The organism is Dactylosporangium fulvum, assembly GCF_025137375.1.
GTDB classification, from domain to species: Bacteria; Actinomycetota; Actinomycetes; order Mycobacteriales; family Micromonosporaceae; genus Dactylosporangium; species Dactylosporangium fulvum.
Map to the genome: position 1 here is coordinate 5,444,644 of NZ_CP073720.1, position 24,721 is coordinate 5,469,364.

The window sequence follows — 24,721 nt, forward strand, 5'->3', positions numbered from 1 at the left end:
ACCATCGATTCGCTACGGTGAATCAGTGACGACGACGCTGTTCACGCAGGAGTTCTGGAACAACCCCTTTCCGGTGTACGCGGCCCTGCGGGAGCAGGCGCCCGTGCACTGCGTGACGCTGCCGACCGGATCCGACATCTGGCTGGTCACCCGTTACGCCGACGCCCGGGCCGCGCTCGGCGACCCGCGCCTGTCGAAGAAGCAGGGTGCCACCGACAACGCCAAGGCGATCACCGACAACCAGGTCAGTGCCCCGCTGACCCGGCACCTGCTCGCCAGCGACCCGCCCGACCACACCCGGCTGCGGCGGCTCGTCGCGAAGGTCTTCACCGCCCGCCGGGTCGAGGACCTGCGGCCCCGGGTCGAGAAGCTCAGCGCGGCCCTCGTCGACGGGATGCGGCCGAAGGGGCGCGCCGACCTGGTCGAGGACTACGCCGTCCAGCTGCCGATCCAGGTCATCTGCGAGCTGCTCGGCGTGCCGGTCGAGGACCAGGCGGACTTCCGGCGGTGGACCGGCGTCATGGTCGCCGGCTCCGCCAGCACCGCCGGCATCCCGGAGGCGGCGGCCGCGTTCCTGGGCTACCTGCGGGCGCTCATCGCGACCAAGCGCGCGACGCCCGCCGACGACCTGCTGAGCGGCCTGATCGCGACCCGGGACCAGGACGACCGGCTCAGCGAGGACGAGCTGACGTCGATGGTGTTCCTGCTGCTGGTCGCCGGGCACGAGACGACCGTCAACCTGATCACCAACGGGATGTACACGCTGCTGACCCGCCCCGACGAGCACCGGCGCCTGATCGACGACCCGGCGCTGATCCCGGCCGCCGTGGAGGAGTTCCTGCGGCTGGAGAGCCCGGTCGAGACGGCGACGTTCCGCACGGCCGTCGAACCGGTCACGTTCGGCGACGTGACGATCCCGGCCGGGGCGCTGGTCGCCATCTCGCTGCTCAGCGCCGATCGCGACCCCGAGCGGTTCCCCGACCCGGACTCGTTCGACCTGTCCCGCCCGGACAACCAGCACCTGGCGTTCGGGCACGGGATCCACTACTGCCTGGGCGCGCCGCTGGCCCGGCTCGAGGCGCAGATCGCGTTCACCGACCTGCTGGCCGCGTTCCCGGACATGCGGCTCGCGGTCCCGGCCGCCGAGCTGACCTGGCGCCCGGGCGTGCTGATCCACGGCGCGACGGCGCTCCCCGTGACGCTGCGGCCCGCCCGGTAGGGCCCCGCGTTCTGTCCGGCGCACACGAAAGCGGCGGCCTTCCCACGGAAGGCCGCCGCTCTCTCTCACACCCCACGTGAGAACGAACTACGGGAGGGTCCACCGCTGGTTGGCGCTGGCGAAGCAGTCCCAGATCTGCAGCCGCGCACCGTCGGCGGAGCTGTTGTCGGTGACGTCGAGGCACTTGTTCGACACCGGGTTGCGCAGGGTGCCGTTGGACTGGCTCTGCCAGACCTGGGCGCCGGAGCCGTTGCAGTCCCAGAGCTGGATCTTGGTGCCGTTGGCGGTGCCGGCGCTGGTCACGTCCATGCACTTGCCGAGGGCCCGCAGGGTGCCGTCACCGGCGACGGTCCAGTTCTGGGCGTTGGTGCCGTTGCAGGTGTACAGCTGGATCGCCGCCCCGTTGGCGGTGGAGGCCCCCGCGATGTCGATGCACTTGCCGGCCAGGCCGGTGATGCGGCCGGTGCGGCCGGTCGGGGGCTGGCTGGTCGGGGGCTGGGTGGTGCCGCCCGTCGCGGTCTGGTAGGCGGCGTTGATCAGTGAGTTGGCGCCGGCGGCGTCCTGGGACAGTTCCCAGAACATGATGCCGCCGCCGTTGGTCATGGCCCACTGGGTCTTGCGGCGTACCGTGGTCAGGCTGTTGTAGCACTCGTTGGAGCCGTTGACGGTGGTGCAGTCCCGGTTGGCGTTGGCCGGGTCGCGGGAGACCAGGTCGGCGAAGGTGTAGTAGCCGGGCCGGGAGTAGATCGGCACGCCGATGACGGCCTTGCTGGCCGGCAGGCCGCGGCCTTTCCAGAAGTTGACCGCGTTGACGGACCAGTCGTAGCTGGAGTGCGGGTTGCCGCCGTCGTAGGTCATGATGTTGAGCCAGTCGACGTAGCCGAACACGGCCGGCTGGACACCGTTGGCGGTGCCGCCCTCGGAGACCACGGCGGCGGTGAGCAGCTTGCCCCGGCTGTGCATCGCGGTGCTCAGCTGCGACATGAGGGCCGTGTAGTTGTTACCGGAAGCGCCCGGGTCCGGGTACTCCCAGTCGATGTCGACACCGTCGAGGTTGTACTGGTTGATCAGGTTGACGACGTTGTTGACGAACGCGGTCCGCGCGGTGGCGTTGCCGGCGAGGGCCTCGAACGCCGAGTCGTTGCCGTCGTTCCAGCCGCCGATCGAGATCGACACCTTGACGTTCTGGGCGTGGCCCAGCGACACGATCGACTGCAGCTTCGCCGGGTTGGGCAGGCCCTGCAGGCTGCCGTTGCTGTTGGGCAGCACAAACGCGTAGTTGATGTGGGTGAGCTTGTCGTACGGGATGGCGTTGGCGCTACCGGCCCAGGACGGCATGTAGCCGATGTTCTTGAAGCCGTTGGGCAGCACCGCCGCATCAGCCGAAGGCTGGACGGCAAGAGCGACGAACGCGCCCGCGGCCGCCGTAGCGACCGCGAGAGCCCCGGCCACAAGGGCCGAACGGCGTGACCGGTGACGTCCGGGACGGGCGGCCCCGGACTCCGACGGGGAGGACATGAGTGCTCCTTCGGGTGGGTCGACCGGCACACGGGCATGGTGGGCGGCCCGCGGACGCCGCGGCCGCCATCTGGCAAGGATGGTCGGGGGTGGCCGCGTCGTTCGAAGAGCGCCGGTGCGATGACAGGTGGCTGAGACGATAGGAAAGTTAACTATTAGCTGTCAATGTAAGTCTTGATTAAAGTCGATAAGGAAGCGCTTCCACGCAGGCCGACCAGCCCAGAGACCCTCGAGTCGGCAGCGCGGAACACCGCTACGGAAGCACTCAACCCCGGCACCACACCCCGGACCGCGACCGACACCACGGACCCCGGCGCGCAGGGCCGCGAAACGACGGCGCGACCGCCGTGCCGGCGGTCACGCCGCCCCAACTACGCGCCGATCTTGGAGTTGTGGCGCCATGAACCTCCGAATTTGTCCGGATTTGTCAAGGACCACAACTCCAAGATCGGCGCGGTTTTGTCGGGGTTGACGCGCGAGGGATCCGAATTGCGCAACAGGCTCCCGGGGCAGCCTGGAGTTTCCCACGATCGAGGGAGTCGGGTCAGGCGAACTGCTGCAGGCCCACCACCGCGAGCAGCGCCAGCTTCTCGGCCGCGTCCGTGCCGGGCTGCGGGGTCAGGACCAGCAGGAACTGGCGCTGGTCGGGGGTCATCAGCGTCTCGCAGTCCACCCGCACCGGGCCCACCTGCTTGTTCAGGATCGTCTTCCGGTCGGCGCGGCGGACCGCGACCTCGTGCTCGTCCCACCGTGCGGCGAACTCCGGGCTCGCCGACCGCAACCGGCGCACCAGGCCCTCGACGTCGGCGTCGCCGTGGCGGCGGGCGGCCGTCGCGCGGAGGTCGGCCACCACGGCGCGGGTGTGGTGCTCGGCCTCGTCCGCCGGGTAGGTGACGCGGGACTCCGGCTCCATGAACCACCGCCACGGATGGTAGCGCCGGTCCCCCCGCATCCCCAGATGGCCACCCGTGAGCAGGACCGACATGCGGTTCTGCGCCAGCGTCTCCCCCAGGTCCGAGGCGATCGTCGCCGGGGTGTCGCCGAGCAGGTCCAGCATCCGCATGAGGCCGGCGCGGGCGTGCGCCTCGGCGCCGCCGGAGACCGGCGGGCGGTGACCCGCCAGGTGAAACAGGTGGTCCCGCTCGTCGTCGCTCAGCCGCAGGGCCCGGGCGAGGGCGGTCAGCATCTGCGCCGACGGCTGGGCGCTGCGGCCCTGCTCGAGCCGCACGACGTAGTCGGTGGACATGCCCGCGAGCAGCGCGACCTCCTCGCGGCGCAGGCCGGTGGTCCGCCGCCGGGGACCCTCGGCGAGACCGACGTCGCCGGGCTGGAGGGCCAGCCGACGGCGGCGCAGGAAGTCGGCGAGGTCGTCACGCTGCATGTCCCCCATCGTCCCCTCCGCGCGGAGCCGCAGCCAGGGAGCGGCGCTCCTACGAAGAACGCTCCGCTGTCACAGGCCGCCGCGCGGGGGCATGGTGCAGGAAAGGCACGGCACATCACGTACAGGAGACACCAGATGCGCATCACGAACCTCGGCGCGACCGGGCCCGGGGCGCCACGGTCGCACAGGTCGCGATCGCGTGGGTCATGGCTCAGGGCACGGACATCGTGCCGGTCGTCGGCGCACGCACGCGGGAGCGGCTCACCGAGTCGCTCGGCGCGGCCGACCTGACCCTGACCGCCGACGATCTCGCCACGATCGAGCGGGCGGTCCCCGAAGGCTCGGCCAAGGGCGACCGTTACCCGTCCGCGATGATGGGCACGCTGGGCACCCGCTGACCGTTCCCCGGTCCACGGCCGGCCCGGTGTGCCGCCATGGGTGGACGGCGCGCTAGTCGTCGGGCATGTGACCGCCGGCGCCGATCAGGAACGCCAGCAGCGCGCAGAAGCCGACCACGATGAGCGCGAACGTCGTGAACCGGCCGACCGGCTCGGCGACGGTGACGTTGAACCAGCCGCGCGGGTCGACCCGGACCGGCAGGCGCTCGCCGACCTTCGGCTCGCCGTCGAGGAACCGCACCCCGCCGAGCTCCTTGCCGGTCGCCGAGTCACTGACGTGGAAGACGGGAGCATCGCCGTTGCTGATCCCGGTGACCACCGCGTCGACGGGCCGTCCCTCGACGGACATGTAGACCGGCAGTACCACCAGCGCCGCGAGCCATGCCGTGAACGTCAGCACCAGGAACATCACGACCCTGGTCGCGGCGGTGTGGTCGGGCGCGCCGGCCCGGTGGACCAGGTAGCCCGGGACGGCGGCCGCCAGGGACAGCACCGAGCCGACGAGCAGCCAGGTGAAGCCCGGCCGGCCGGCGATCAGCCCGGTGATCGCGACGAGCACCGCGGTGAGGACAAACGCAGCCGTCGTGCGCCAGATCCCGGTCCACAGGGCGTGCCACGGATAATGCCTCACGACGGCCACCGTAGGCGATCGCGGGCGCCCGCGCTGCCCCCCGCCGCGGCGGGCGGCACGGGCTCAGACCTTGCCGGCCACCCGCGTCACCGCGTCGGCGTAGTCGGGCACGTCCGCCATCGCCGCGGCCAGGCGCAGGAACGGCAGCGCCTCCCGGCCGCGGTTCTGCCGCTCCAGGGTGCGGCCGAGCAGGTGACACGCGTAGTGGTCGGTCGGGTCCCGGTCGACCAGGGTGCGCAGGTGGGTCTCGGCCCGCTGCAGCTGCGCGGACGCGAAGTAGGCGCGGGCCAGCCACAGGCGCACCTCGGCGTTGCCGGGCTCCTCGTCGAGGACGGTGGCGAGGATCTTCGCCGCCTCGATCGGGTCACCGGCATCGAAGTAGAGGACACCCCTCCGGTACTCGGCGATCAGGTCGTTCGTTTCGCTCATGGGAGCTTCCAACGCCCGCACATACCCGCAATGTTCCCTAATGGGCCTTGAGCCAGCCGACGAGGTCGTCGAGGACCTGCTCCTGCTCCGGCTCGTTGTAGACCTCGTGGTGCAGGCCCTCGTACACGTGCAGGGTCAGGTCGGCCGATCCGGCCCGGGCGGCGATCAGGCGGCTGCTCTCGGCGTCGACGAGGCGGTCCTCGGCGCCGTGCAGCACGAGCGCCGGCAGCGTCAGCTCGGGCAGGCGGCGCTGGAAGAGCGCCATCTGGGTGAGCATCGCGCCGCCGAGCCCGGCCGGGATCTTGCCGTGGTGCACCAGCGGGTCGGCGTCGTAGCGGGCCACGACGCCGGGGTCCTTCGAGATGTACCGCGAGGGCAGCGACTGCACCGGCGCGCCCGGCGCGATCCGGCCCAGCACCTTCGCCACCGCGATCGCCGGCTTCGGGATGCCCTTGCCGGGCAGGACCGGGGTGCCGGACAGGACCAGCCCGCGCAGCCGGTCCTGGTGGTCGAGCGCGTAGGCGAGCGCGATCATCGCGCCCATGCTGTGGCCGATGAGGAACGGCGCCCGGCCGGGGTGGCGGCGGGCCACCTCGCCGAAGAGCACGTCGAGGTCGGCGGTGTACTCGGCGATCCGCCGGGCGAGGAGCCGCTTGCCCGACGAGCGGCCGTGGCCGCGGTGGTCGGGGGCGTAGACGACCAGGCCGAGCTCGCCGAGGCGGGCCACCACGTGGTCGTACCGGCGGGCGTGCTCCCCCATGCCGTGGGAGAGGACCACGGCACCGGCCGGCTCGCCGCCGGGGGTCCACACGTCGTAGACGATGGTGGCGCCGCCACCCCCGGTCAGCCTGAACTCGTCGCGCTGCATGGCAGCATCGTGCGGTGCGGCGGCCGCACCGCGCAAGCATCCGGCGTCAGCCGGCGCACTCGGCGACGCTGCGCCCCACGTAGAACTTGTTGCCCTCGGGGCCGGCGAGGGTGGCCCGCGGTCATCCGCCACACGAACGGCCGTCGCCGTTTTCGACACAGGTGACCCGGACCGTGCTCCAGGCCGTGTTCATGTAGCCCGACGGGTTCCAGACGTGCTCGACGCGCTCGGGTTGCACGGCGGCGCTGTCGTCCCAGGCACGGGCGGTGATCTCCGCCGTCCCGGGCGGAAGTCGTACGGTCAGCCGCCACCGCCGCCAGGCCCAGGGCCCGGCGGGTTCGCCGAGGTCCGCCTGCCGCCAGTGCCGGCCGCCGTCGACGGACACGTCCACGCGGGCGACCGCCCGGCCGTCGCCGGCGGCGGCGTAACCGCTGACCCGCACCGGCCCGGCGGGCAGCGTGCGGCCCTCCTGCGGGCACAGGACGGCGGCGTTGAGCGCCGCGACGCCGAGGGAGAGGCCGTGTCCCTGCGCGGCCTCGGCCGGGTCCGCGTCGGCGGGCAGCAGCCGGTAGTCCCGGGCCTGGAACCGGTTGTCCGACGGCCGCTCCTGCGCGGTGACCCGCCGGAGCCACTTGACGCTGCGGGCGCCGATGTAGCCCGGGACGACGACCCGCAGCGGCCCGCCGTGGACCGGCGGCAGCGGCGCGCCGTTCATGCCCCAGGCGAGCAGGACCTCCCGGGCGGTGGCCTTGGCGACGGGGATCGACCCGCCGAACGCCTCGGCGCCGAGGAACGCGACGTGCCCGGCCTCCGGCCGCAGCCCGGCGGCGGCGAGCACGTCGGCGAGCGCGGCACCGGTCCACTCGGCGGTGGAGACCGCGCACGGTCCCCACGGCACCTGTCCCGGGATGTCCCGCGCGGCGGCCAGTTCGGCCCTCCGGTTGCCCGCGCACTGGAGGGTCGCGACGACCGTACGGACCGCGAACCGCTCCCGGAGGCCGGCGAGCGACAGCCGGAGCGGCCGCTCGACGAGCCCGTCCACGTCCAGCCGGAAGGCGTCCGGGTCGAGCTGCTGGATGTCCGCGTGGTTGCGGCTGAAGAAGGTGTCGACGGGCGTGACGTCGTGCCGGTCGAGGGCGTCCGGGACGGGCTCCGCGTTGAACGGACGCTCCTCGTGCACCACGGTGTCGTCCCGCTTGCCCCACAACCCCACGCCGCCAGCCTATGGCGCGGCGGCGCGGGGCGTGGGCGGGAACCGGCGGCTCACCCGCGGCTGGTCACGCGCTCGTGGCGGCCGCCTCCTCGGGGGTCAGGCGCAGCGGGACCACCGCCGACCGTGCGGCCGCCGCGGGTGGGGCCGGGTCCGCCGGGCGGCGGGTGTGCCAGTCGGTCACCGCCTGGTAGGCGGCGGCGACCTCCAGCAGGCGGTCCTCCTCGTACGGGCCGGCGCCCAGGATCGTGCCGACCGGCACCGCCGGGTTGGCGCCCGCCGCGGCGAAGCCGATCGGCAGGCCCAGTTCCGGCAGGCCCAGGATGTCGAACGGGACCGGGCCGGTCTGCAGCAGCACGTCGCACTTCGACAGGACCCCGTCGAGGACCTCGCGCAGCAGATGGTGCTTGGCCCGCTGCCCGGTCAGCCACTCGTCGCCGGACAGGAACAGGCCCTGCAGCCAGCTCAGCAGCGAGACGCCGAACAGCTTGGGGTCCCGCTGCAGGTACGGCAGGAAGGGCTCGGTCCGCTCGCTGAGCCGGATGTTGTTGAAGGTCCCGGTGAGCAGGCCCCAGTCGGCCGGATACGTCACGTCGACCAGCTTCGCGCCCGGGACGGACGCCAGCGTGTCCAGGAACGCGCGGCGCACCGTGGCCTGGCCGCCGGTCAGGTAGTCGGGCGGCACCCCGATCGTCGTGGCGCGGCGCAGCACGACCTTGCCCTTCTTGCGCACCGGCAGCGCCGCCGTGACGAGATCCGGTACCGCCGGCAGGCCCAGCGTGCGCGGGTCGTTCGGGTCCGGGCCGGCGAGCACGGCCAGCATGACGGCGGCGTCGAGCGCGTCGCGGGCGAGCGGGCCGGAGTGGTCGCGGGTGTACGACAGCGGGATGACGCCGTAGATGGAGGTGCGCCCCATCGTCGGCTTGAGCCCGGTGAGGTTCTGCTGGTTCGACGGGTTGACGATGCTGCCGCCGGTCTGCGTGCCGATGGAGGAGGACGCCATCCGGCCGGCCACCGCGGTCGCGGGACCGGTCGACGAGCCGCCCGGGTCGACCGACGGGTCCTGCGGCGTCCACGCGTTGACGGTGGTCACGGTGCCGTTGGGGCTGGTGGCGCGGGTCGTCGCGAGCGGGCCCATCTGACCCTTGCCGACGACGATGCCCCCGGCCGCCTTGAGCCGGGCGACGGCCGTCGCGTCGTACTTCGGGACGAAGCCCTCGAAGATGAACGAGTTCGCGGTGGTGGGCACACCGGCGGTGAAGTAGTTGTCCTTGACGCACAGCGGGATGCCGGCGAGCGGCCCGGTCCGGCGCCGGTCGGCGGCCTTCGCCGCGGCCCGGGCCGCGTCCGCGGTCGTGGCGTTGAACGCCCGGTAGGTGCCGTCGAAGCGGGCGATCCGGTCCAGGTGCGCCTCGACGAGGGCGGCGGCGGTCAGCGCGCGGTGCCGCATGAGCGTGACGGCCTCGGCGAGCGTCGCCTCGGTGGGGTCCTTGCGCGCCTCGGGCCGCACGGCGACGTCGGGCACCTCGACGGGCCGCTTCCCGCCCTGCGTGAACGCGGGAGCCGCGCTCGCCGCGGTCACCGGCAGCGCGGTGGCGGCGGCGGTACCGGCGGCGACGGCCGCCGACCGGGCGAGGAACGTCCGGCGGTTCAGTTCGCGGCTCATCGCCCACCCACCCGTCCGGTCCAGGCCTCGGTGATGGAGGGGTACTCGAGGGGCGGTGCGAGCTGCTGGCTCTGCGCGGGGTCGCCGTCGCCCGGCCGCCAGCCGTTGACAGCGGCCGGGTTGTTCAGCACGAACGACCGCAGCGAGGCGAGGACCTGCGCCTGGGTCGGCGCGCCGGTGACCGGGTCGGGCGTGGTGGGCAGGAGGTTGATGTCGACACCGGAGATGGCCAGCCGGGCGACGACGAACGCGTTGAGCTGGTCAGTGGACAGGGATGATGGGCCAACGGTCATGTGCACACTCCGCGACGCGATGGACGCGGCGGCACGGGCCGCCGCGTGAAGATCGCATCCGGTGGCGGTTTCCCCGCCGCGACACGGCCGTAACGATCTTGTTTACATCCGTCATCGCGGCTGCATTTCGAGAGTGTTGGCGTTCTCATGTCTGGCGTCAGGTCTCGGCCGTCGAAAAAGTTGCCGGACGGAGACACTCGGTGGCACACAGTGGCGCCGGTCGAGCCGGGCGGCGTAGCGAGGATCAGGCGGCGCCGGGGCGGGGCGGTGCGGTGCTGCGGCGGTGGACCAGCGTCGGGGCCACCCGCGGGTCGGGCTCCGGGCGGTCCGGGCCCTCCCGCAGGTCGGCCTCGACGACCCGCAGCAGGGCGGCGATGCAGCGGCGGCCGACCTCGTCGAAGTCCTGGCGGATCGTGGTCAGCGGCGGCGAGAGGAACTCGGCCTCGGGGATGTCGTCGAAGCCGACGATGCTGACGTCGTCGGGGACCCGGATGCCGTGCTCGTGGAAGGCGCGCATCATGCCGAGGGCCATCTGGTCGTTGCCGGCGAACACGGCCGTCACGTCGTCGCGGCCGGCCAGCTCCAGCCCCGCCGCGTAGCCGGACCGGGCGCTCCAGTCACCGGTCATCAGCTTCGGCGCGGCCAGGCCCGCCTCCTCGAGCGTGGTGCGCCAGCCCTCGATGCGGCCGTGGGTCTCCAGCCAGTCGCGCGGGCCGGACAGGTGCCACACCTTGCGGTGGCCGAGCTCCAGCAGGTGCCGCACCGCGAGCCGGGCACCCGTCACCTGATCGACCGAGATCGCCGGGATCTCGCCGCCGGTGTCGGACTCCACGGCGACGGCGGCCATGCCCATCGGCATGTTGTGCAGCGCCGCGGCCGCCGCGGTCTGCGGCGCGATCACCACGACCCCGGCGACGGACTGGTCGGCCAGCGCGCTGAGTGCCGACACCATCCCGGCGTGGTCGACCTGCTCCAGGGTCACGATGCTGACCCCGTAGCCCGCGGCGCGGGCCGCGCGCTCGATGCCGAGGAGGGTCGAGGCGGGCCCGTACAGGATCGTGTCGAAGCTGACGACGCCGACGACCCGGGACCGCCGGCCGGCGAGGCCGCGGGCCATCGCGTTGGGCCGGTAGTTGAGCTGGCGGACGGCCTCCAGGACCCTGGCGCGGGTCGCGGGGCTCACGCTGGGGTGGTTGTTGAGGACCCGGGAGACGGTCTGATGGGAAACGCCGGCGAGCCTCGCCACGTCGTTCATGACAGCGGCCCTGTTATGGCCTGTCACACGCATCGCCCACCCCCGGTGTTGATGTCAGCGCTGCCACGATAGGCCGCCGGCGCCGGGATTGCGTACGGTGACCTCCATGCGAGCGAAGCAGACCGCGCGCCTGACGGCGGTCGCGTTGACCGCCACCAAGACCGTCGACCGGGACGGCAACGTCGTCAGCGGCTGACCCAGGCCCCCGGCCAGGTGCTGTCCCTGGCCCAGACGATGCCCGGGCCCCCGGCGCCGGGGATCGCGCGGGCCGCCGGGAGGTCGGGGTCGGCCAGCAGCATCCTGGCGAGCACCCCGGTCACGGTGGCGGCGGCGAACGAGGTACCGCTCCAGGCGGTCCACCCGTGGCGCCATCCGGCGTCGGCCGGCACCGGGGCTGCCGCACGCCACCGCCGAGGTCGCCGCCCTCGCGCGGCGGTCCCCGGGGGCGCGGCGGCGCACCGGCCGGCGGGCCACCGTGGAGGCGGTGCTCGGCGCCCTCGACGGCGCGGACCTCGCGCACGTCGCGGCACACGGACTGTTCCGGTCGGACAACCCGCTCTTCTCGGCGCTACGGCTGGTCGACGGCCCGCTGACCGTCTACGACCTGGAGCGCCTCGCCCGGCCGCCCCGGCGGGTGGTGCTGTCGGCCTGCGAGTCGGGGCTTTCCGCGGTGCACCCCGGGGACGAACTGCTCGGCCTGACCGCCGCCCTGCTGGGGCTGGGTGCCACGAGCCTGGTCGCGTCGGTGGTGCCGGTCCCCGACGCGGCGACCCGCCCGTTCATGCTGCGGCTGTACCGCCACCTGCGCTCGGGTGCGGGACCCGCGGCGGCCCTCGCGCGGGCGCGGCGGGACCTGGCGGGCGCCGACCCGGCGGCCCGGGTGGCGGCGGCGGGCTTCGCCTGTTTCGGCGCCGGATTCGCCTGACGGCGGCTGCCGTCAGGCGGGCGCCGACAGCACCGCCTCGCGCAGGGCGGCGGCGAGCCAGTCCCGGTAGCGCTCCTCGGGCCAGCCGCTGTCGAGCACGAGCGCGGCGTAGTGCGCCGGGTCGTTGAGCAGCCACACGAGGTCGACCGACCGCTGCTCGTCGGGCAGCGGGGTCAGCTCGGCGGCCCGCCGCACGACCATCGTGGCGCCCGCCCTGCGGTTGGCGCAGAGCGTCCGCCACAGCTCGGCGATGTCGTCGGCGTCGTCGGCCGCACGGCGCGCGGTCTCGAACAGCCGCGCGGCCCGCCGGGCGATGATGAGGCACACGTCGGCGTACGCGCCGAGCAGCTCTCCCGCCGTCGCCGCCTGCCAGATGGGGGCGAACCAGGGCCGCTGTGCGACCGGGACCGGCTCGTCGTCGCCGGCGAGCGCCTGGTCGAGCACCTGGCGCAGCAGCGCGGGCTTCGAGCCGAACGCCGCGAACACCGTCGGCCGGGCCACGCCCGCGGCTGCGGCGACGTCGGCGAGGGACGTCGCGGCGTAGCCCTTCGCGACGAACAGCTCGGCGGCGGCCTCGACGACGGCACGCCGGGTGCGCCGCGCGCCCTCCTCACGGACCGCGGAACGGTACTGGCGCTTTCCCTTGACTTCGTCCATCGGTCCGCCATACTAGCGAAGTATTCAGTAGACGTCGGTATGTTCAATCCGGGGAGCGGTCATGGAGACGACGACAAAGGCGTATGTCCGCCGGGACGGCGACGGCGAGGCCCTGTGGTTCCTGGGCAGCCTGGTGACCGTCAAGGCGGCCGCCGAGCAGACCGGCGGCCGGCTCACCGTGGTGGAGTTCGTCAACCCGGCGGGCTTCGCGCCGCCGGTGCACAAGCACCTCGACGAGGACGAGATGTTCTACGTGCTGTCCGGCTCGGCGCGCTTCCGGTGCGGCGACGACACCTTCGAGGCCGGCCCGGGCGACTTCGTGCTCCTGCCGTCGGGCATTCCGCACACGTTCCTGGTCGACGCCGGTGCGCCGCTGCGCACGCTCCAGCTCACCACCCCGGCGGGCTTCGAGCGCTTCGCCGCCGAGGTGGGCGCCCCGGCCCCGGAGCGCCGCCTGCCCGACCCGGGCCCTGTCGATCCGGCGGCCCTCGCGGAGATCGCCGCCCGCCACGCCGTCGAACTGCTCGGCCCACCCCCGTCGGAGCTCCCCCTCTGACGGGCCACCGGCACGGGCCACCGGCGGGAAAGGTCTGACCGCCAGGGACCCCACCTGCACCGCAGCGGCACCCCCGGTGCGGTGCGGTTCCGCTCAGGACGGGCGGGGCCGCACCGATCATCGGGCCATGTCGGAGATGGCGCTGGAACGGCACGAGGGTGATTACCGCGCCCGCCAGGTCAGGCTGGCCACCGGGATCGGCGTCGGTGTGATCCTCATCGGCGCGCTCCGGGTCTGGTACGACTGGCACGGCGACCCGTGGCTCGTCTGGCTCCTGGTCGCCGCCGCGGTCGTCCAGGGCGCGCTCGCCGCGCTGCCCTGGCGCCGGATCATCTTCCGGTCGTGGACCAACCAGCTGTTCATCGCCTGGTGGCTGACCAACGTCGTGCTGCTGCTGGGGTTCGCCGCCTACGACACGGCCGCCCTGGCGATCTACCCGGCCGGGGTCACGCTCGTGCTCGCCTCGACCGCCGCCGTGGCCTCCGGCCGGGCCGCCGCCGGCATCGGCGCGGTCTCGCTCGCCGGATACCTCTGGCTGGCCACCAGCCGCGATCATCCGGTCGACACCACCCTCGCGGCGCTCACGGCCGCGCTCATGATCGGGGTCACCTGGTTCGGCGTCCGCACCGCGGGCGACCGCCGCCGCCTGGACGCGGCCCGGCGCCTGGCCGAGCGCAAGGTGGAGGCCCTGCTGGAGAACTCGTCCGACGCCGTCATCGCGGTCATGCCCACCGGCGGGGTCACGTACGTGAGCCCGTCGGTCCGCACCGTCCTCGGGTACGACCCGGACTACATCACCGGCGACGTGCTGGCCGACATCACCCACCCCGACTACCTGCCGACCCTCATGGAGTGGTGGGCGGCGGTCTGCGCCGCCCCGCCCGGTGTGACCGAGCGGGCCGAGTCCCGCGTCCGCCGCGGCGACGGCAGGTGGATGCACGCCGAGGTCACCGGCACCAACCTCCAGCACGACCCGTCGCTGGGGGCGGCCGTGCTGAGCATCCGCGACATCACCGCACGCAAGGAGCTCGAGGAGGAGCTGACCCGGCAGGCGTTCGCCGACTCGCTCACCGGCATGCCGAACCGGGCGCTGTTCCGCGACCGGCTCGAGCACGCCATCGCCCGCAACCGGCGCGGCGGTGGGCGGGTCACCCTCCTGCTGGTCGACCTCGACGACTTCAAGCTCGTCAACGACAGCCTCGGGCACAACGCCGGCGACCAGCTCATCGCGACCACGGCGCTGCGGCTGCACCAGCAGCTGCGCGCGTCGGACACGCTCGCGCGGCTCGGCGGCGACGAGTTCGCGGTCCTCGTCGAGGACGTCGACGAGCTCGAGGCGATGGACCTCGCCGAGCGGCTGCTCACCGCGATCCGCCGGCCGTTGCGGCTGGGCAACCGCGAGGTCGTCACCTCGGCGAGCATCGGCGTGGCCACCGCGAAGGCCGGCGACGGCGACGACGGGCCGGACCCGGGCGAGCTGCTGCGCAACGCCGACCTGGCGATGTACGCCGCGAAGGGCGACGGGCGCGACCGGTACGCGCTGTTCGACCCCGCCATGTACGCCGACATCCTGCGGGAGGCGGAGGAGCGCGCGGAGCTGGAGCGGGCCCTGGCCCTCGAGGAGTTCGTCGTCCACTACCAGCCGATCGTGGACCTGCCGACCAGCCGGCTCATCGGCGTCGAGGCGCTGGTGCGCTGGGAGCACCCGGTGCGCGGGATGCTCGGGCCGGGCGCGTTCATCCCGCTGGCCGAGTCGACGGGCCTCATCGTGCCGCTCGGCCGGTGGGTGCTGCGCCAGGCGTGCGAGCAGCTGGCCGCCTGGCGCACCGAGTTCGACACGGCGTCCGGCATCCGGGTCAACGTCAACCTGTCGGCGCGGCAGTTCCAGCACGAGGGCCTCGTCGAGGAGGTCGCCGGGATCCTGCGGGAGACCGGCGTGGACCCGCACCAGATCGTCCTGGAGATCACCGAGTCGCTGCTGATGCAGGACACCGAGTCGACCATCGACACCCTCGGCCGGCTCAAGGCGCTCGGTGTCCGGCTCGCCATCGACGACTTCGGCACCGGATACTCGTCGCTGTCGTACCTCAAGCGCTTCCCGGTCGACATCCTGAAGATCGACCGCTCGTTCGTGGACGACATCGACACGGTCGACGGCGACGCGACCCTCGCCGAGGCCGTGGTCCAGCTCGGCCGGGCGCTGCAGCTGCAGACGGTGGCGGAGGGCATCGAGACCGCCGAGCAGTGGTCGACGCTGCAGGACCTGGGCTGTGAGTACGGCCAGGGGTACCTGTTCGCCAAGCCGGGCGCCGCCTCGGAGATCTCGTCGATCCTCGGCGGCGCCCGGGTCTGAGCCGCTAGGCCGGGATGGTGTACGGGTCGCCGTAGACCTTCCAGGTCAGCGGCGGGTCGAGGTCGAAGTTGCGGTTGTTCAGGAACACCCGCTGGGCGGTGTCGACGCGGCTGGTGTCGCTGTGCGCCTCCTCGGTCTTCATCGCCGCCACCCGGGCGTCGAGGAAGGCGTGCAGGTACGTCGCCTCGTCGCCGCCCTGCGACGGCGGCTTCGCCTTCGCCGTCGCGGCCCGGCGGATGCCGCCGAAGCTGACCGCGCTGTTGCCGGGGCCGTGCATGACGATCGCGTCGTAGTAGATGAACTGGCCGAGCGCCCGCAGCCCGTCGGCCTTGGCCTGCTGGACGGACGGGTTGAAGTACACCCGGTCGCGCTCGTCGTCCTGTGCCCTGGTGAACTGCGGATCCGCGGCGGCGGTCCGCCAGTCGCGGGTGAAGTTCGGATCCAGGCCGGCGTGTGAGGCGGTGCCGTTGACGCCGCGCAGGGCGGGCAGGTATTTCGCCAGGACGTTGCCGGGCACCCGCTGCGTGTAGCGCTCGACGAGTTCCAGCATGTCGCCGGTGCCGGAGCAGAAGCCGATGATGCCGGCGGTGTAGCCGCGGCCGTCACCGATGTCCTCGATGTACTTGTACTGTGCCTTCCAGTCCAGCGACGAGTTCTCCGCCGAGGACACCAGCTGCATGGCGATGTCCTTCTTGCGCGGGTCGGTGAGGTCCTTCCCGGCGGTGGGGCTCTTCGTCGGGCTCGGGCTCGTCGCCGGACCGGTGCCGGGGCCGCGGGACGGGCTCTGCGACGCTGACGGGCCCCCTGACGGACCTGCGGACGGGCTCGACGACGAGGTCGGTGACGGCGACGGGCCGGTGCTCGTCCCGTACACCTTGAACTCCCACAGCGAGTAGCCCCACTGCGTGCCGCGCGCGGTCCCGAGCAGGCGCACGTAACGGCCCGACCCGGTGAGGCCGGTCAGGTCGTCGGTGGCGCCGTTGCCGGTGGTGGTGCTGGAGATCGTGGTCCAGGTGGTGCCGTCGTGCGACGTCTGGAGCTGGTAGGCCGTGCCGTAGGCGGCCTCCCAGCTGAGGTTCACGTGCGTGACGGCGCGGGTGGCACCGAGGTCGACCTGGATCCACTGGGGGTCGGAGCCTTCGGCGCTCGCCCAGCGGGTGCCGGTGTTGCCGTCGAACGCCTGCGCGGCGCCGAGCGACGCCGTCTCGACCGACGACGAGGTCGCCGGCCTGCCCTGCGACAGCAGGGTCTCCGCCGCGGCGTCCGCACCGCGGGTGACCAGGAACGTCGTCACCGAGCCGGCGACGAGCAGGGTCGCGGCGCCCAGGCCGGCCAGCCTGAGTGGGTGGTTCACGAGGCGCCTCCAAACCGAGACTGTCAGGCAACTTGCCTGACAGATCTTCGAATTCGGCCGTGTCGATGTCAAGGCTCCTTAACCAGACCTAAGTTCGCGTTATGGTTGCCGAATGCGCGCCTTATGCCCGAATTCACCATAGTTTAGGTGTTTTATATGCTTATGCTCGGATCGGACCACGATCCTGAACGTGAGCATGCCCGGGATCAACGGAATCGAGGTGTGCCGGGCGCTGCGCGGGACGCCGCGACCCGTTCTCCCGCGCCCGCAACGACGAAACGCCGAGCGACGGAACCGCCGCCGCCCCGGCCGCGTCGGACCGGCATGGTGCGAAGCAGCTGGATCGGTGTGCTCGCGGCCGGGGCCGGGACCCTGGCCGCCGTCGGAGTCGTCGTGGCGGTGCTGCACCGGCCGCCGGCCGATGCGGGGCCGTCGCCGGTCGCCGAGGCGTCGGCCACCGGCCGGGCGGTCGACCCGGCCGCGCTCGTCGTCCGCGACGGTGCCCGGGTCGAGGCGTCCGGACAGGTGATCCTGACGCCCGGCAAGCCGGCCCGGTTCTGCGCGCCCGCGCCGACCGACCTGATGCTCCGCGACACCGCACCCACGTGCTCGCTCGGGGTCGACGTCGTCGGCGTCGACCCCGGGGCGCTCACCGACCCGCGGCAGGACCACGGATCCCGGGTCGGCAGCGCCCTGCTGCGCGGCACCTGGCGGGACGGCACGCTGACCGTCACCGAGCAGGCGGCGCCACGCGCCGAGCCGCTGGAGTTCGACTGGCGCGTGCCGTGCCCGGCGCCGCGGGGCGGCTGGACGGCCGGCGACGCCGACGCCGACGGCAACCGCCTGTACGAGTACATCCACAACGAGCACCCGGAATGGTTCCGCGAGCCGCGGGTCGGCTATCCCGGCGGCGCCCCGACCGGAGCGACCGACGGCCCGCAGCCGACCCGGGTGATGATCGTCGAGATCGTCGCCGGGGACGCCGGCGCCGTCGACCGGGAGCTGCGCGAGCTCTTCCGCGGCAACCTGTGCGTCGTGTCCAGCCCCGGCAGGTCCAGCATCGCCGACCAGCGCCGGCTGCGGGCGCAGGCCGACGCGGTGCTCGACCCGCTGATGCGGGACCCCGCCAACGGCATCTACACGGTGGGCGGCGACAACGAGATCACCGTCGAGCTGGTCGTGCTCACCCCGGCGCTGCTCGAGAAGCTGCGCCCCGCCGGCCTCGACAACCTCGCGCTGAGCCCCTGGCTGCGGCCGGTGTCGTAAATCGGTTCCGCCGACCGGGACAATGGACGGGTGACGCGGAGTATCGAGGACGACTGGGTCGCGCGCTTCGCCGACGAGGTGATCGCCGCCGCCCGGGAACGGGCGCCCGGCCGGCCGATCGTGTGCGCGTCGGGGCTGAGCCCGTCGGGCCCGATCCACCTGGGGAACCTGCGTGAGGTCATGACCCCGCACCTGGTCGCCGACGAGATCCGGCGCCGGGGCCACGACTGCGTGCACCTGCTGTCGTGGGACGACTACGACCGGTTCCGCAAGGTGCCGGCCGGCGTTGAAGGCGTCGACGAGTCGTGGGCCGAGCACGTCGGCCGCCCGCTCACCGCTGTGCCGGCGCCGCGCGGGAGCGCCCACCCCAACTGGGCGGAGCACTTCAAGGCGGCGATGGCGGCGTCGCTGGCGCAGCTCGGCGTGCGGTATCGCGGGATCAGCCAGACGCGGATGTACACCGGCGGCGCGTACACGGACCGGATCCTCCTGGCGATGCGCGAGCGCGCACACATCGACGGGGTGCTCGCGAAGTACCGCACGAAGCTCACGCCCGAAGAGGCCGGCGACGACGGCGAGGGCGCGGCGGGCTACTACCCCTACCGGCCGTACTGCTCGGTGTGCGGGCGCGACACGACCACCGTCACCGCCTACGACGACACCACCACCGCGCTGGCCTACACCTGCGCCTGCGGGCACCGCGAGACGGTCCTGCTGTCCGAGCACCGCGGCGGCAAGCTGGTCTGGAAGGTGGACTGGCCGATGCGCTGGGCGTTCGAGGGCGTGCAGTTCGAGCCGTCGGGCGTGGACCACACGTCGCCCGGCTCCTCCTTCGTGGTCGGCGGCCAGCTCGTCACCGAGGTGTTCGGCGGATGGCCGCCGATCGGCCCGATGTACGCGTTCGTCGGCATCGCCGGCATGGCGAAGATGAGCAGCTCGCGCGGTGGCGTGCCGACCCCGGCCGACGCGCTGCGGATCATGGAGCCGCCGCTGCTGCGGTGGCTCTACAGCCGGCGGCGGCCCAACCAGTCGTTCAAGATCGCGTTCGACGACGAGATCCAGCGGCTCTACGACGAGTGGGACACGCTGGGCCGCCGGGTCGCCGGCGGTTCGGCGGCACCGGCCGACGCCGCCGCGTACCACCGGGCGGTCGGCACCGCCGACGGGCCGCTGCCGGCGACGCCGCGCCCGCTGCCGTACCGCATGCTGGCCTCCGTCGCCGACATCACGGTCGGCGACCCGGTCCAGATGCTGCGGATCCTCGCCGAGGCCGACCCGTCCGCCCCGGTCACGTCCCTCGACGAGGTCCGCCCGCGGCTGGACCGCGCGCTGCACTGGGTCACCGAGCAGGTCCCGCCGGACCAGCGCACCCACGTCCGGACCGCACCCGACGCCGAGCTGCTCGCGTCGCTGCCGGCGGCCGAGCGCGACGCGCTGCGGCTCCTCGCCGCCGGCCTCGAGGAGCACTGGTCGCTCGAGGGCCTCACGACGCTCGTCTACGGCGTGCCGAAGCTCCGGCTGGGCCTGCCCCTCGACACGAAGCCCACCCCGGAGCTCAAGGCCGCGCAGCGAGCCTTCTTCAGCCTGCTCTACCGCCTGCTGGTCGGCCGGGAGTCGGGGCCGCGCCTGCCGACCCTGCTGCTCGCCGTCGGCGCCGGCCGGGTGCGCACGCTGCTCGGCGCGGGATCAGCCGGCGCCGGCCAGTAGCCGGGTCGCCAGCTCGTCGAGGTCACGGATGCGCAGGTCGGCGTCGAGGCCGCGCAGCGCGGCGACCGTCGCGCCGGCGGCGTGGCCGGCGTCGATGCCCGGCCGGGAGTCCTCCACCACGAGGCAGGCCGCCGGGTCGACACCCAGCAGGGCGGCCGCCGCGAGGAACGGGTCCGGAAACGGCTTGCCGCGGGGCGTCTGCTCGTAGGTGACCAGCACCGGCGGGTCGATGCCCGCCGCGCCGAGCCGGGCCCGGGCCAGCCGCCGGTCGGCGCTGGTCACGACGGCCCAGGGCAGCTCCAGTTCCTTCAGCGCCTGCAGGAGCCGGGCGGCACCCGGCGTCGGTACGACGTCGTCCACGTCGTCGTACTGCAGGTCGAGCTGCCGCTGCGCCGCGGCCGCCACGCCCGCGTCGTCGAGGTCGGGCCGCAGCGCGCGGATCGTGTGCTGTGCCGGGGCGCCGTGCATGCGCGGCATGATGTCCTCGACCGCGACGCCGAACTCCCCCGCCCAGCCGATCCACGCCCGCTCGACCGCCCTGTCGGAGTCGACCAGCGTGCCGTCCATGTCGAGCAGCACCGCAGCGAACCGCTTCATGACTCCTCCGCCTCCGCGAACCGGGCACCGATGAAACTCGAAGCACGAGCATATTTCGCTGCGCGCCTTCGCCGTCCGCACGCGGGTGCCGGACCCCTAGACGTCCGCCAGGTGGACGTACGCGACGACCTGCTCGTCGCGCATCAGCGGCTGGCGGCGCACCGTCACCCCGGTGTGCCCGGCGTTGATGATCTCGCCGTCGCCGACGTAGAGCACCACGTGGCCGCCGTTGTTGGTGAACACGAGGTCGCCGGGCCGGAGCTGCTCGCGGGTGACCCGCGTGCCGACCTTGATCTGGTCGTACGTGACCCGTGGCAGCCGCACCCCCGCGGCCTCCCAGGCCCGCATCACCAGGCCCGAGCAGTCGAACGTCTCCGGGCCGGCCGTCGCGAACCGGTAGGGCTTGCCGACCTGCGCCTCGGCGTACGCGATCGCCAGGGCCACCTTCCGCGCCCGCGTCGCCTCGGACAGGACCAGCGTCTGGCCGATCCGGATGAGGGTCGACGTGCCGAGGTTGTTCAGGCGCTGCAGCTCGGCGACCGTGGTGCCGTTGCGGCGCGCGAGGCTCCACAGCGTGTCGCCGGGCTGCACCACCACCGGCTGCGGGTCGCCGGCGGGCGGGTCCGCGGCCGCGGCGGGCACGGCCGGTACCACAGCGAACACCACGGCGAGGGGCACGGTCAGCCATCGACAGCTCATCATGCCAACATAACGAACAAAATTCGCGTCAGTCGCCAATCGGGCGAATCCGCGAGGTAACCCGCACACCGATCGCACGGTGGACGAAGGCGGGCGGCAGGTTCGCCCAGACCACCCGGGTCCGCTCGACGCTGCGGAACCGCACGGCGAGGTCGTCCGCGAACCGCCGGCCCGGCGGCGTCCACGCGGCATGGACGTAGGCGAACGTGGTGAACCCGCCGTCCTCGGCCAGCACGGCGCCGACCGCGTCGAGGATCCGGCGGCGCACCGGCGGCGGCATGACCGTCCACGGCAGGCCCGAGACGACCGCGTCGACCGGGGCCGGCACCAGGTCGGCGAGGCGGTCGGCCGAGGCGTGGATCACCTCGACGGGCCGGCCGCGGTACCGGCGGGCCAGCCGCTCGGCGAGGTGCCCGTTGCGCTCGACGGCGATGAGCCGGGCGCCGGCCGGCATGCGGCGCAGGATGGTGCCGGTGACCGCCCCGGCCCCCGGGCCCAGCTCGACGACGGTGCGGGCGCCCTCCAGGCGCAGCCCGTCGGTGAGCACACGGGCCAGGGCGGGCGAGCTGGCGGCGACGGCGCCGGTCATGCGCGGACGGCGCAGGAACTCCCAGAAGATCGACATGGGCGGACGCTATGAACGGCACGCGTCGTCGGGCGTCCGCCCGCACGGCCGACCGGGTCCTCCCACAGGCTGAGTCCCTGCTGTGGAACGGTCGGTCCGGGGCGCCGGGCGCCGCTACGGTGAACTCATGCTCTGGGTGCTCCGGCCCCGGTGGGTGCTCGATCCGCTGCTCGTCGCCGTGCTCGGCGGGACGTCCGCGCTGGCGCTGCCCGACGGGCGGCCGCGCTGGGTGCAGCTGTCGCTCCTCGCGGTGCTGCTCTCGGCGGTGCTGTTCCGGCGGCGGTACCCCGGGACGGCGGCCGTCGTGGTGGTGTGCGCCGCCTGGGCGGGCCTGGCCGGGGAGGTCTGGCGGGAGCACCTGCCGCTCGCGCACCTGGCCGTGGAGATCATGGCCGCGACGCTGGTGATGCGCCGCCGGCGGCGCGCCGCCGCGCTGGTCGCCCTGGCGGGGAGCGGGTTCTTCGTCGCGTGGGCGCTGCGGTGGTACGCAGGGGTGGATGCCCTGTGGGGCGCGGTGGGCTTCTGCCTGTCCGTCGCCGCGGCGTGGCTGCTGGCCGAGGCCGTGCTGGCCCGGCGGGCGTATGTGGCGGCGGAGCGGCAGGCGTGGGCCCGGGCCGCCGCCGCGCGGGAGCGCGCCCGGATCGCCCGCGAGGTGCACGACGTGCTCGCCCACAACGTCGGCGCGATGGTGCTGCACGCCGAGGGCGCCCGGCTGGCCCGGCGGACCGACCCGGCGGTCGTCGACCGGACGCTCGACCTGGTGAGCAGCACCGGCCGGGCGGCCCTGGACGAGCTGCGCCGCCTCCTCGACGTCCTGCACGACGCGGCCGCCGCCGAGCCCGGCGGTGCCCCGGCCGGGTCCGCGCCGCACGAGGTCCAGCGCATCGTGCAGGAGGCGCTGACCAACGTCATGAAGCACGCCGGCGCGGACGCCGCCGCCGAGGTCCGCGTCGAGGTCCGCAACAGCCGCGGCGCCGGCCGCCTGCCCCGCCTGCCGTCCGGCGGGCACGGCCTGGCGGGCATCCGCGCCCGGGTCGCCGCGTTCGGCGGCACCGTCGACGCGGCGCCCACGCCCGACGGCGGGTACCGGGTGGCGGCGACGCTGCCGGTCGGCGGCGCGCGTGCAGGTTGCCGGGATGACGACCTTCCGGCACCCGGGGCTGTACGACGCGGACCGGCTCGCGGCCTGGCCTGAGCCGGCTTTCCCGGCACAGCGGGCTCTCAGGGTCGGCGGGACATCATGGTGCCGTGACCGCGCGCGTAGTTGTCTGTGACGACCAGGAACTGATGCGGGTCGGGCTGCGCATGGTGGTCGACAGCCAGCCCGACCTGACCGTCGTCGGCGAGGCGGCCGACGGTCTGGCGGCGGTCGAGCTGGCCGGCGAGCTGCGCCCCGACGTGGTCCTGCTCGACGTGCGGATGCCGGGCCTCGACGGGGTGGCGGCGGCCGCGCGCATCACCGCCACCGTGCCGGAGACGCGGGTGCTCATGGTGACGACGTTCGACCTCGACGAGTACGCCTACGCCGCCCTCCGTGCCGGGGCCGCCGGGTTCGTCGTGAAGGACGCACCCGCCGAGGAGATCCTTGTGGCGGTACGAGGTGTGCTGCGCGGCGACGCGATGGTGTCCCCGTCGGTGACCCGCCGCCTGCTGGAGCGGTACGTGGTCGGCAGCGCCCCGCCCGAGCCGGACGACCGTGCCGCGGTGTTGACCGAGCGGGAGCGGGAGGTGCTCGGGCTGATGGCGCGCGGGCTGAGCAACACGGAGATCGCCGGCCGGCTGTTCCTCGGCGAGACCACCGTGAAGACCCACGTCGGCCGCATCCTCACGAAGCTGCGGCTGCGCGACCGCGTCGGCGCGGTCGTGTTCGCCTACGAGAGCGGCCTGGCCCGGCCGGGCCACTGATCCCCCGTTGGCCGTCGCCAGGCCCGTGGCCTGCGCGGATACTGGCCCGATGGAACGCCCCAGCATGACCAGGCTGCTGCACCCGTCCGTCCCCGCGCAACCCGGCGGCACGCCCGTCGTCTCGCCGATCTTCCAGACCAGCACCTACGAGCTGCCCCGCTCCCCAGTCGCCGCCGAGATCGCCGCGGCCGTGGCGCCGACCGGCTACTACACCCGGTACGGCTCGCCGAACGCCCGGGAGGCCGAGGTGATGCTCGCCGACCTGGACGGCGCCGAGGCCGCCCTCCTCGTGGGCAGCGGGATGGCCGCGATCAGCGCGGCGCTGCTGTCCAACGTGCGGGCCGGTGCCGAGGTGGTGGCCCAGACCAGCCACTACACCGCGGCGCTGACGCTGCTGCAGACCGTGCTGCCCTCGTTCGGCGTGGACGTGCTGCTGGTACCGCAGGAGTCGCTCGCCGACGCCGTCAGCCCCTCGACGGGCGTCGTCTACGTGGAGACGCCGAGTAACCCGGCCATGGCGCTGACCGACCTCGCCGCGGTGCGCGCCGCCGCGCCGCACGCGGTCCTCGTCGCCGACAACACGTTCGCCACGCCGTACAACACCCGCCCCGTCGACTTCGGCGTCGACCTGGTGGTGCAGTCGGCGACGAAGTACCTCAACGGCCACAGCGACGTCACGGCCGGCGTCGTCACCGGATCGGCGGACCTGGTCGCCCGCGCCTGGGAGACCGCGCGGGTCCTCGGCCCGGTGTGCCACCCGTTCGAGGCGTGGCTGCTGGCCCGGGGCCTGCGCACGTTCCCGCTGCGGATGGCGCGGCACAACACGTCGGGCCTCGCGGTCGCCCGGTTCCTGGCCGGCCACCCGGCGGTCGGCGCGGTACACTATCCCGGGCTCGAGACGCACCCGCAGCACGACCTGGCAAAGCGCCAGATGGCCGGGTTCGGTGGGATGCTGAGCTTCACGGTCGGGTCGGCGGAGGCGGCGGCCCGGGTCCTGGGCTCGACGAAGCTGGCCCGCAACGCGGTGAGCCTCGGCGGCACCGAAACACTCATCACCCACCCGGCGTCACTCGTCTTCGCCCACCAGAACCCCGAGGAACTCGCCGCGTCGGGCGTCGACCCGGCCCTGCTGCGGCTGTCGGTGGGCCTGGAGGAGCCGGAGGACGTCATCGCCGACCTGGACCAGTCCCTGTCCGCGCTCTGACGCCG

General features: G+C 73.5%; 25 protein-coding genes. 10 read left to right on the forward strand and 15 right to left on the reverse strand.

The window, feature by feature from the left end; translation table 11 throughout:
* Positions 1–25: 25 nt before the first annotated feature.
* Positions 26–1,219 (forward strand): cytochrome P450 family protein, encoded by a 1,194-nt coding sequence (locus Dfulv_RS25610; RefSeq protein WP_259855799.1) that lies wholly within the window; start codon positions 26–28, stop codon positions 1,217–1,219.
* Between the two features lie 87 nt (positions 1,220–1,306).
* On the opposite strand, the gene Dfulv_RS25615 is transcribed toward Dfulv_RS25610, so the two are convergent.
* Together Dfulv_RS25615 and Dfulv_RS25620 are read right to left on the reverse strand one after the other, a co-directional pair.
* A complete protein-coding gene (locus tag Dfulv_RS25615; protein ID WP_259855800.1) occupies positions 1,307–2,737 on the reverse strand; it encodes a glycosyl hydrolase family 18 protein in 1,431 nt (476 codons plus the stop codon).
* Positions 2,738–3,281: 544 nt separating this feature from the next.
* Positions 3,282–4,118, reverse strand: a complete 837-nt coding sequence (locus Dfulv_RS25620) for a helix-turn-helix transcriptional regulator (protein WP_259855801.1) — start codon at positions 4,116–4,118, stop codon at positions 3,282–3,284.
* A gap of 206 nt (positions 4,119–4,324) precedes the next feature.
* Here Dfulv_RS25620 and Dfulv_RS25625 point away from each other — a divergent pair, with 206 nt between their 5' ends.
* Positions 4,325–4,516, forward strand: coding sequence for a hypothetical protein (locus Dfulv_RS25625; protein WP_259855802.1), 192 nt, complete (start codon positions 4,325–4,327; stop codon positions 4,514–4,516).
* A gap of 52 nt (positions 4,517–4,568) precedes the next feature.
* Here the strand turns inward: Dfulv_RS25625 and Dfulv_RS25630 are convergent, their stop codons facing one another.
* The 8 genes from Dfulv_RS25630 to Dfulv_RS25665 all read right to left on the reverse strand — a co-directional run bounded on the left by Dfulv_RS25630 (position 4,569) and on the right by Dfulv_RS25665 (position 11,257).
* Positions 4,569–5,147 (reverse strand): hypothetical protein, encoded by a 579-nt coding sequence (locus Dfulv_RS25630; protein ID WP_259855803.1) that lies wholly within the window; start codon positions 5,145–5,147, stop codon positions 4,569–4,571.
* A 63-nt stretch (positions 5,148–5,210) separates the two neighbouring features.
* A complete protein-coding gene (locus Dfulv_RS25635) occupies positions 5,211–5,576 on the reverse strand; it encodes a tetratricopeptide repeat protein (protein WP_259855804.1) in 366 nt (121 codons plus the stop codon).
* A gap of 37 nt (positions 5,577–5,613) precedes the next feature.
* Positions 5,614–6,444 (reverse strand): alpha/beta hydrolase, encoded by an 831-nt coding sequence (locus Dfulv_RS25640; RefSeq protein ID WP_259855805.1) that lies wholly within the window; start codon positions 6,442–6,444, stop codon positions 5,614–5,616.
* A gap of 121 nt (positions 6,445–6,565) precedes the next feature.
* Positions 6,566–7,657, reverse strand: coding sequence for a sulfite oxidase (locus Dfulv_RS25645; RefSeq protein ID WP_259855806.1), 1,092 nt, complete (start codon positions 7,655–7,657; stop codon positions 6,566–6,568).
* 64 nt (positions 7,658–7,721) lie between these two features.
* Positions 7,722–9,320 carry an amidase gene (locus Dfulv_RS25650; RefSeq protein WP_259855807.1) on the reverse strand — a complete coding sequence of 533 codons (1,599 nt, stop codon included), beginning with the start codon at positions 9,318–9,320 and terminating at the stop codon, positions 7,722–7,724.
* The gene (locus tag Dfulv_RS25655; protein WP_259855808.1) at positions 9,317–9,613 is read right to left on the reverse strand and encodes a hypothetical protein; all 297 of its coding nucleotides are present in this window, start codon (positions 9,611–9,613) and stop codon (positions 9,317–9,319) included. Before Dfulv_RS25655 ends, Dfulv_RS25650 begins: the two co-directional genes overlap by 4 nt.
* Positions 9,614–9,857: 244 nt before the next feature.
* On the reverse strand, positions 9,858–10,868 hold the full coding sequence (locus Dfulv_RS25660; RefSeq protein ID WP_259855810.1) for a LacI family DNA-binding transcriptional regulator: 1,011 nt from the start codon (positions 10,866–10,868) through the stop codon (positions 9,858–9,860).
* A gap of 185 nt (positions 10,869–11,053) precedes the next feature.
* A complete protein-coding gene (locus tag Dfulv_RS25665; protein ID WP_259855812.1) occupies positions 11,054–11,257 on the reverse strand; it encodes a hypothetical protein in 204 nt (67 codons plus the stop codon).
* Positions 11,258–11,262: 5 nt separating this feature from the next.
* Here Dfulv_RS25665 and Dfulv_RS25670 point away from each other — a divergent pair, with 5 nt between their 5' ends.
* Positions 11,263–11,793, forward strand: a complete 531-nt coding sequence (locus Dfulv_RS25670) for a CHAT domain-containing protein (protein ID WP_259868101.1) — start codon at positions 11,263–11,265, stop codon at positions 11,791–11,793.
* Between the two features lie 12 nt (positions 11,794–11,805).
* On the opposite strand, the gene Dfulv_RS25675 is transcribed toward Dfulv_RS25670, so the two are convergent.
* Positions 11,806–12,450 carry a TetR/AcrR family transcriptional regulator gene (locus tag Dfulv_RS25675; protein ID WP_259855813.1) on the reverse strand — a complete coding sequence of 215 codons (645 nt, stop codon included), beginning with the start codon at positions 12,448–12,450 and terminating at the stop codon, positions 11,806–11,808.
* Between the two features lie 61 nt (positions 12,451–12,511).
* Here Dfulv_RS25675 and Dfulv_RS25680 point away from each other — a divergent pair, with 61 nt between their 5' ends.
* Positions 12,512–13,006, forward strand: coding sequence for a quercetin 2,3-dioxygenase (locus Dfulv_RS25680; protein WP_259855814.1), 495 nt, complete (start codon positions 12,512–12,514; stop codon positions 13,004–13,006).
* A 127-nt stretch (positions 13,007–13,133) separates the two neighbouring features.
* Positions 13,134–15,359 (forward strand): putative bifunctional diguanylate cyclase/phosphodiesterase, encoded by a 2,226-nt coding sequence (locus Dfulv_RS25685; protein WP_259855815.1) that lies wholly within the window; start codon positions 13,134–13,136, stop codon positions 15,357–15,359.
* Between the two features lie 4 nt (positions 15,360–15,363).
* Here the strand turns inward: Dfulv_RS25685 and Dfulv_RS48610 are convergent, their stop codons facing one another.
* Positions 15,364–16,713, reverse strand: a complete 1,350-nt coding sequence (locus Dfulv_RS48610) for a chitosanase (RefSeq protein ID WP_319805691.1) — start codon at positions 16,711–16,713, stop codon at positions 15,364–15,366.
* Positions 16,714–17,037: 324 nt separating this feature from the next.
* Here Dfulv_RS48610 and Dfulv_RS25700 point away from each other — a divergent pair, with 324 nt between their 5' ends.
* Entirely contained in the window at positions 17,038–17,979 is a 942-nt protein-coding gene (locus Dfulv_RS25700) for a hypothetical protein (RefSeq protein WP_259855816.1), read from the forward strand.
* 30 nt (positions 17,980–18,009) lie between these two features.
* The gene (gene lysS / locus Dfulv_RS25705) at positions 18,010–19,686 is read left to right on the forward strand and encodes a lysine--tRNA ligase (protein ID WP_259855819.1); all 1,677 of its coding nucleotides are present in this window, start codon (positions 18,010–18,012) and stop codon (positions 19,684–19,686) included.
* On the opposite strand, the gene Dfulv_RS25710 is transcribed toward lysS, so the two are convergent.
* The 3 genes from Dfulv_RS25710 to Dfulv_RS25720 form a co-directional block, all read right to left on the reverse strand.
* Complete coding sequence (locus tag Dfulv_RS25710) at positions 19,666–20,283, reverse strand: HAD family hydrolase (protein WP_259855820.1); 618 nt, start codon at positions 20,281–20,283, stop codon at positions 19,666–19,668. The two genes, lysS and Dfulv_RS25710, sit on opposite strands and share 21 nt — an antisense overlap.
* 96 nt (positions 20,284–20,379) lie before the next feature.
* Complete coding sequence (locus Dfulv_RS25715) at positions 20,380–20,982, reverse strand: C40 family peptidase (protein ID WP_259855821.1); 603 nt, start codon at positions 20,980–20,982, stop codon at positions 20,380–20,382.
* 28 nt (positions 20,983–21,010) lie between these two features.
* Positions 21,011–21,607, reverse strand: coding sequence for a class I SAM-dependent methyltransferase (locus Dfulv_RS25720; RefSeq protein WP_259855823.1), 597 nt, complete (start codon positions 21,605–21,607; stop codon positions 21,011–21,013).
* A gap of 127 nt (positions 21,608–21,734) precedes the next feature.
* Here Dfulv_RS25720 and Dfulv_RS25725 point away from each other — a divergent pair, with 127 nt between their 5' ends.
* Genes Dfulv_RS25725 through Dfulv_RS25735 form a run of 3 tightly spaced genes read left to right on the forward strand, consistent with a single transcriptional unit; the run spans position 21,735 to position 24,716 of the window.
* Positions 21,735–22,802 carry a sensor histidine kinase gene (locus Dfulv_RS25725; RefSeq protein WP_259855825.1) on the forward strand — a complete coding sequence of 356 codons (1,068 nt, stop codon included), beginning with the start codon at positions 21,735–21,737 and terminating at the stop codon, positions 22,800–22,802.
* Positions 22,803–22,855: 53 nt separating this feature from the next.
* Entirely contained in the window at positions 22,856–23,512 is a 657-nt protein-coding gene (locus Dfulv_RS25730; RefSeq protein WP_259855826.1) for a response regulator, read from the forward strand.
* Positions 23,513–23,561: 49 nt separating this feature from the next.
* Positions 23,562–24,716, forward strand: coding sequence for a trans-sulfuration enzyme family protein (locus Dfulv_RS25735; protein WP_259855828.1), 1,155 nt, complete (start codon positions 23,562–23,564; stop codon positions 24,714–24,716).
* Positions 24,717–24,721: the final 5 nt, after the last annotated feature.

Coding starts and splice junctions, on each gene's coding strand:
- Dfulv_RS25650 (WP_259855807.1), bottom strand. CDS start 9,320: ATGAGCCGCGAACTGAACCGCCGGACGTTCCTCGCCCGGTCGGCGGCC.
- Dfulv_RS25715 (WP_259855821.1), bottom strand. CDS start 20,982: ATGAGCTGTCGATGGCTGACCGTGCCCCTCGCCGTGGTGTTCGCTGTG.
- Dfulv_RS25700 (WP_259855816.1), top strand. CDS start 17,038: ATGGTGCGAAGCAGCTGGATCGGTGTGCTCGCGGCCGGGGCCGGGACC.
- Dfulv_RS25720 (WP_259855823.1), bottom strand. CDS start 21,607: ATGTCGATCTTCTGGGAGTTCCTGCGCCGTCCGCGCATGACCGGCGCC.
- Dfulv_RS25640 (WP_259855805.1), bottom strand. CDS start 6,444: ATGCAGCGCGACGAGTTCAGGCTGACCGGGGGTGGCGGCGCCACCATC.
- Dfulv_RS25655 (WP_259855808.1), bottom strand. CDS start 9,613: ATGACCGTTGGCCCATCATCCCTGTCCACTGACCAGCTCAACGCGTTC.
- Dfulv_RS25725 (WP_259855825.1), top strand. CDS start 21,735: ATGCTCTGGGTGCTCCGGCCCCGGTGGGTGCTCGATCCGCTGCTCGTC.
- Dfulv_RS25685 (WP_259855815.1), top strand. CDS start 13,134: ATGTCGGAGATGGCGCTGGAACGGCACGAGGGTGATTACCGCGCCCGC.
- Dfulv_RS25675 (WP_259855813.1), bottom strand. CDS start 12,450: ATGGACGAAGTCAAGGGAAAGCGCCAGTACCGTTCCGCGGTCCGTGAG.
- Dfulv_RS25710 (WP_259855820.1), bottom strand. CDS start 20,283: ATGAAGCGGTTCGCTGCGGTGCTGCTCGACATGGACGGCACGCTGGTC.
- Dfulv_RS25660 (WP_259855810.1), bottom strand. CDS start 10,868: ATGAACGACGTGGCGAGGCTCGCCGGCGTTTCCCATCAGACCGTCTCC.
- Dfulv_RS25615 (WP_259855800.1), bottom strand. CDS start 2,737: ATGTCCTCCCCGTCGGAGTCCGGGGCCGCCCGTCCCGGACGTCACCGG.
- Dfulv_RS25635 (WP_259855804.1), bottom strand. CDS start 5,576: ATGAGCGAAACGAACGACCTGATCGCCGAGTACCGGAGGGGTGTCCTC.
- Dfulv_RS25680 (WP_259855814.1), top strand. CDS start 12,512: ATGGAGACGACGACAAAGGCGTATGTCCGCCGGGACGGCGACGGCGAG.
- Dfulv_RS25735 (WP_259855828.1), top strand. CDS start 23,562: ATGGAACGCCCCAGCATGACCAGGCTGCTGCACCCGTCCGTCCCCGCG.
- Dfulv_RS25625 (WP_259855802.1), top strand. CDS start 4,325: ATGGCTCAGGGCACGGACATCGTGCCGGTCGTCGGCGCACGCACGCGG.
- Dfulv_RS25620 (WP_259855801.1), bottom strand. CDS start 4,118: ATGCAGCGTGACGACCTCGCCGACTTCCTGCGCCGCCGTCGGCTGGCC.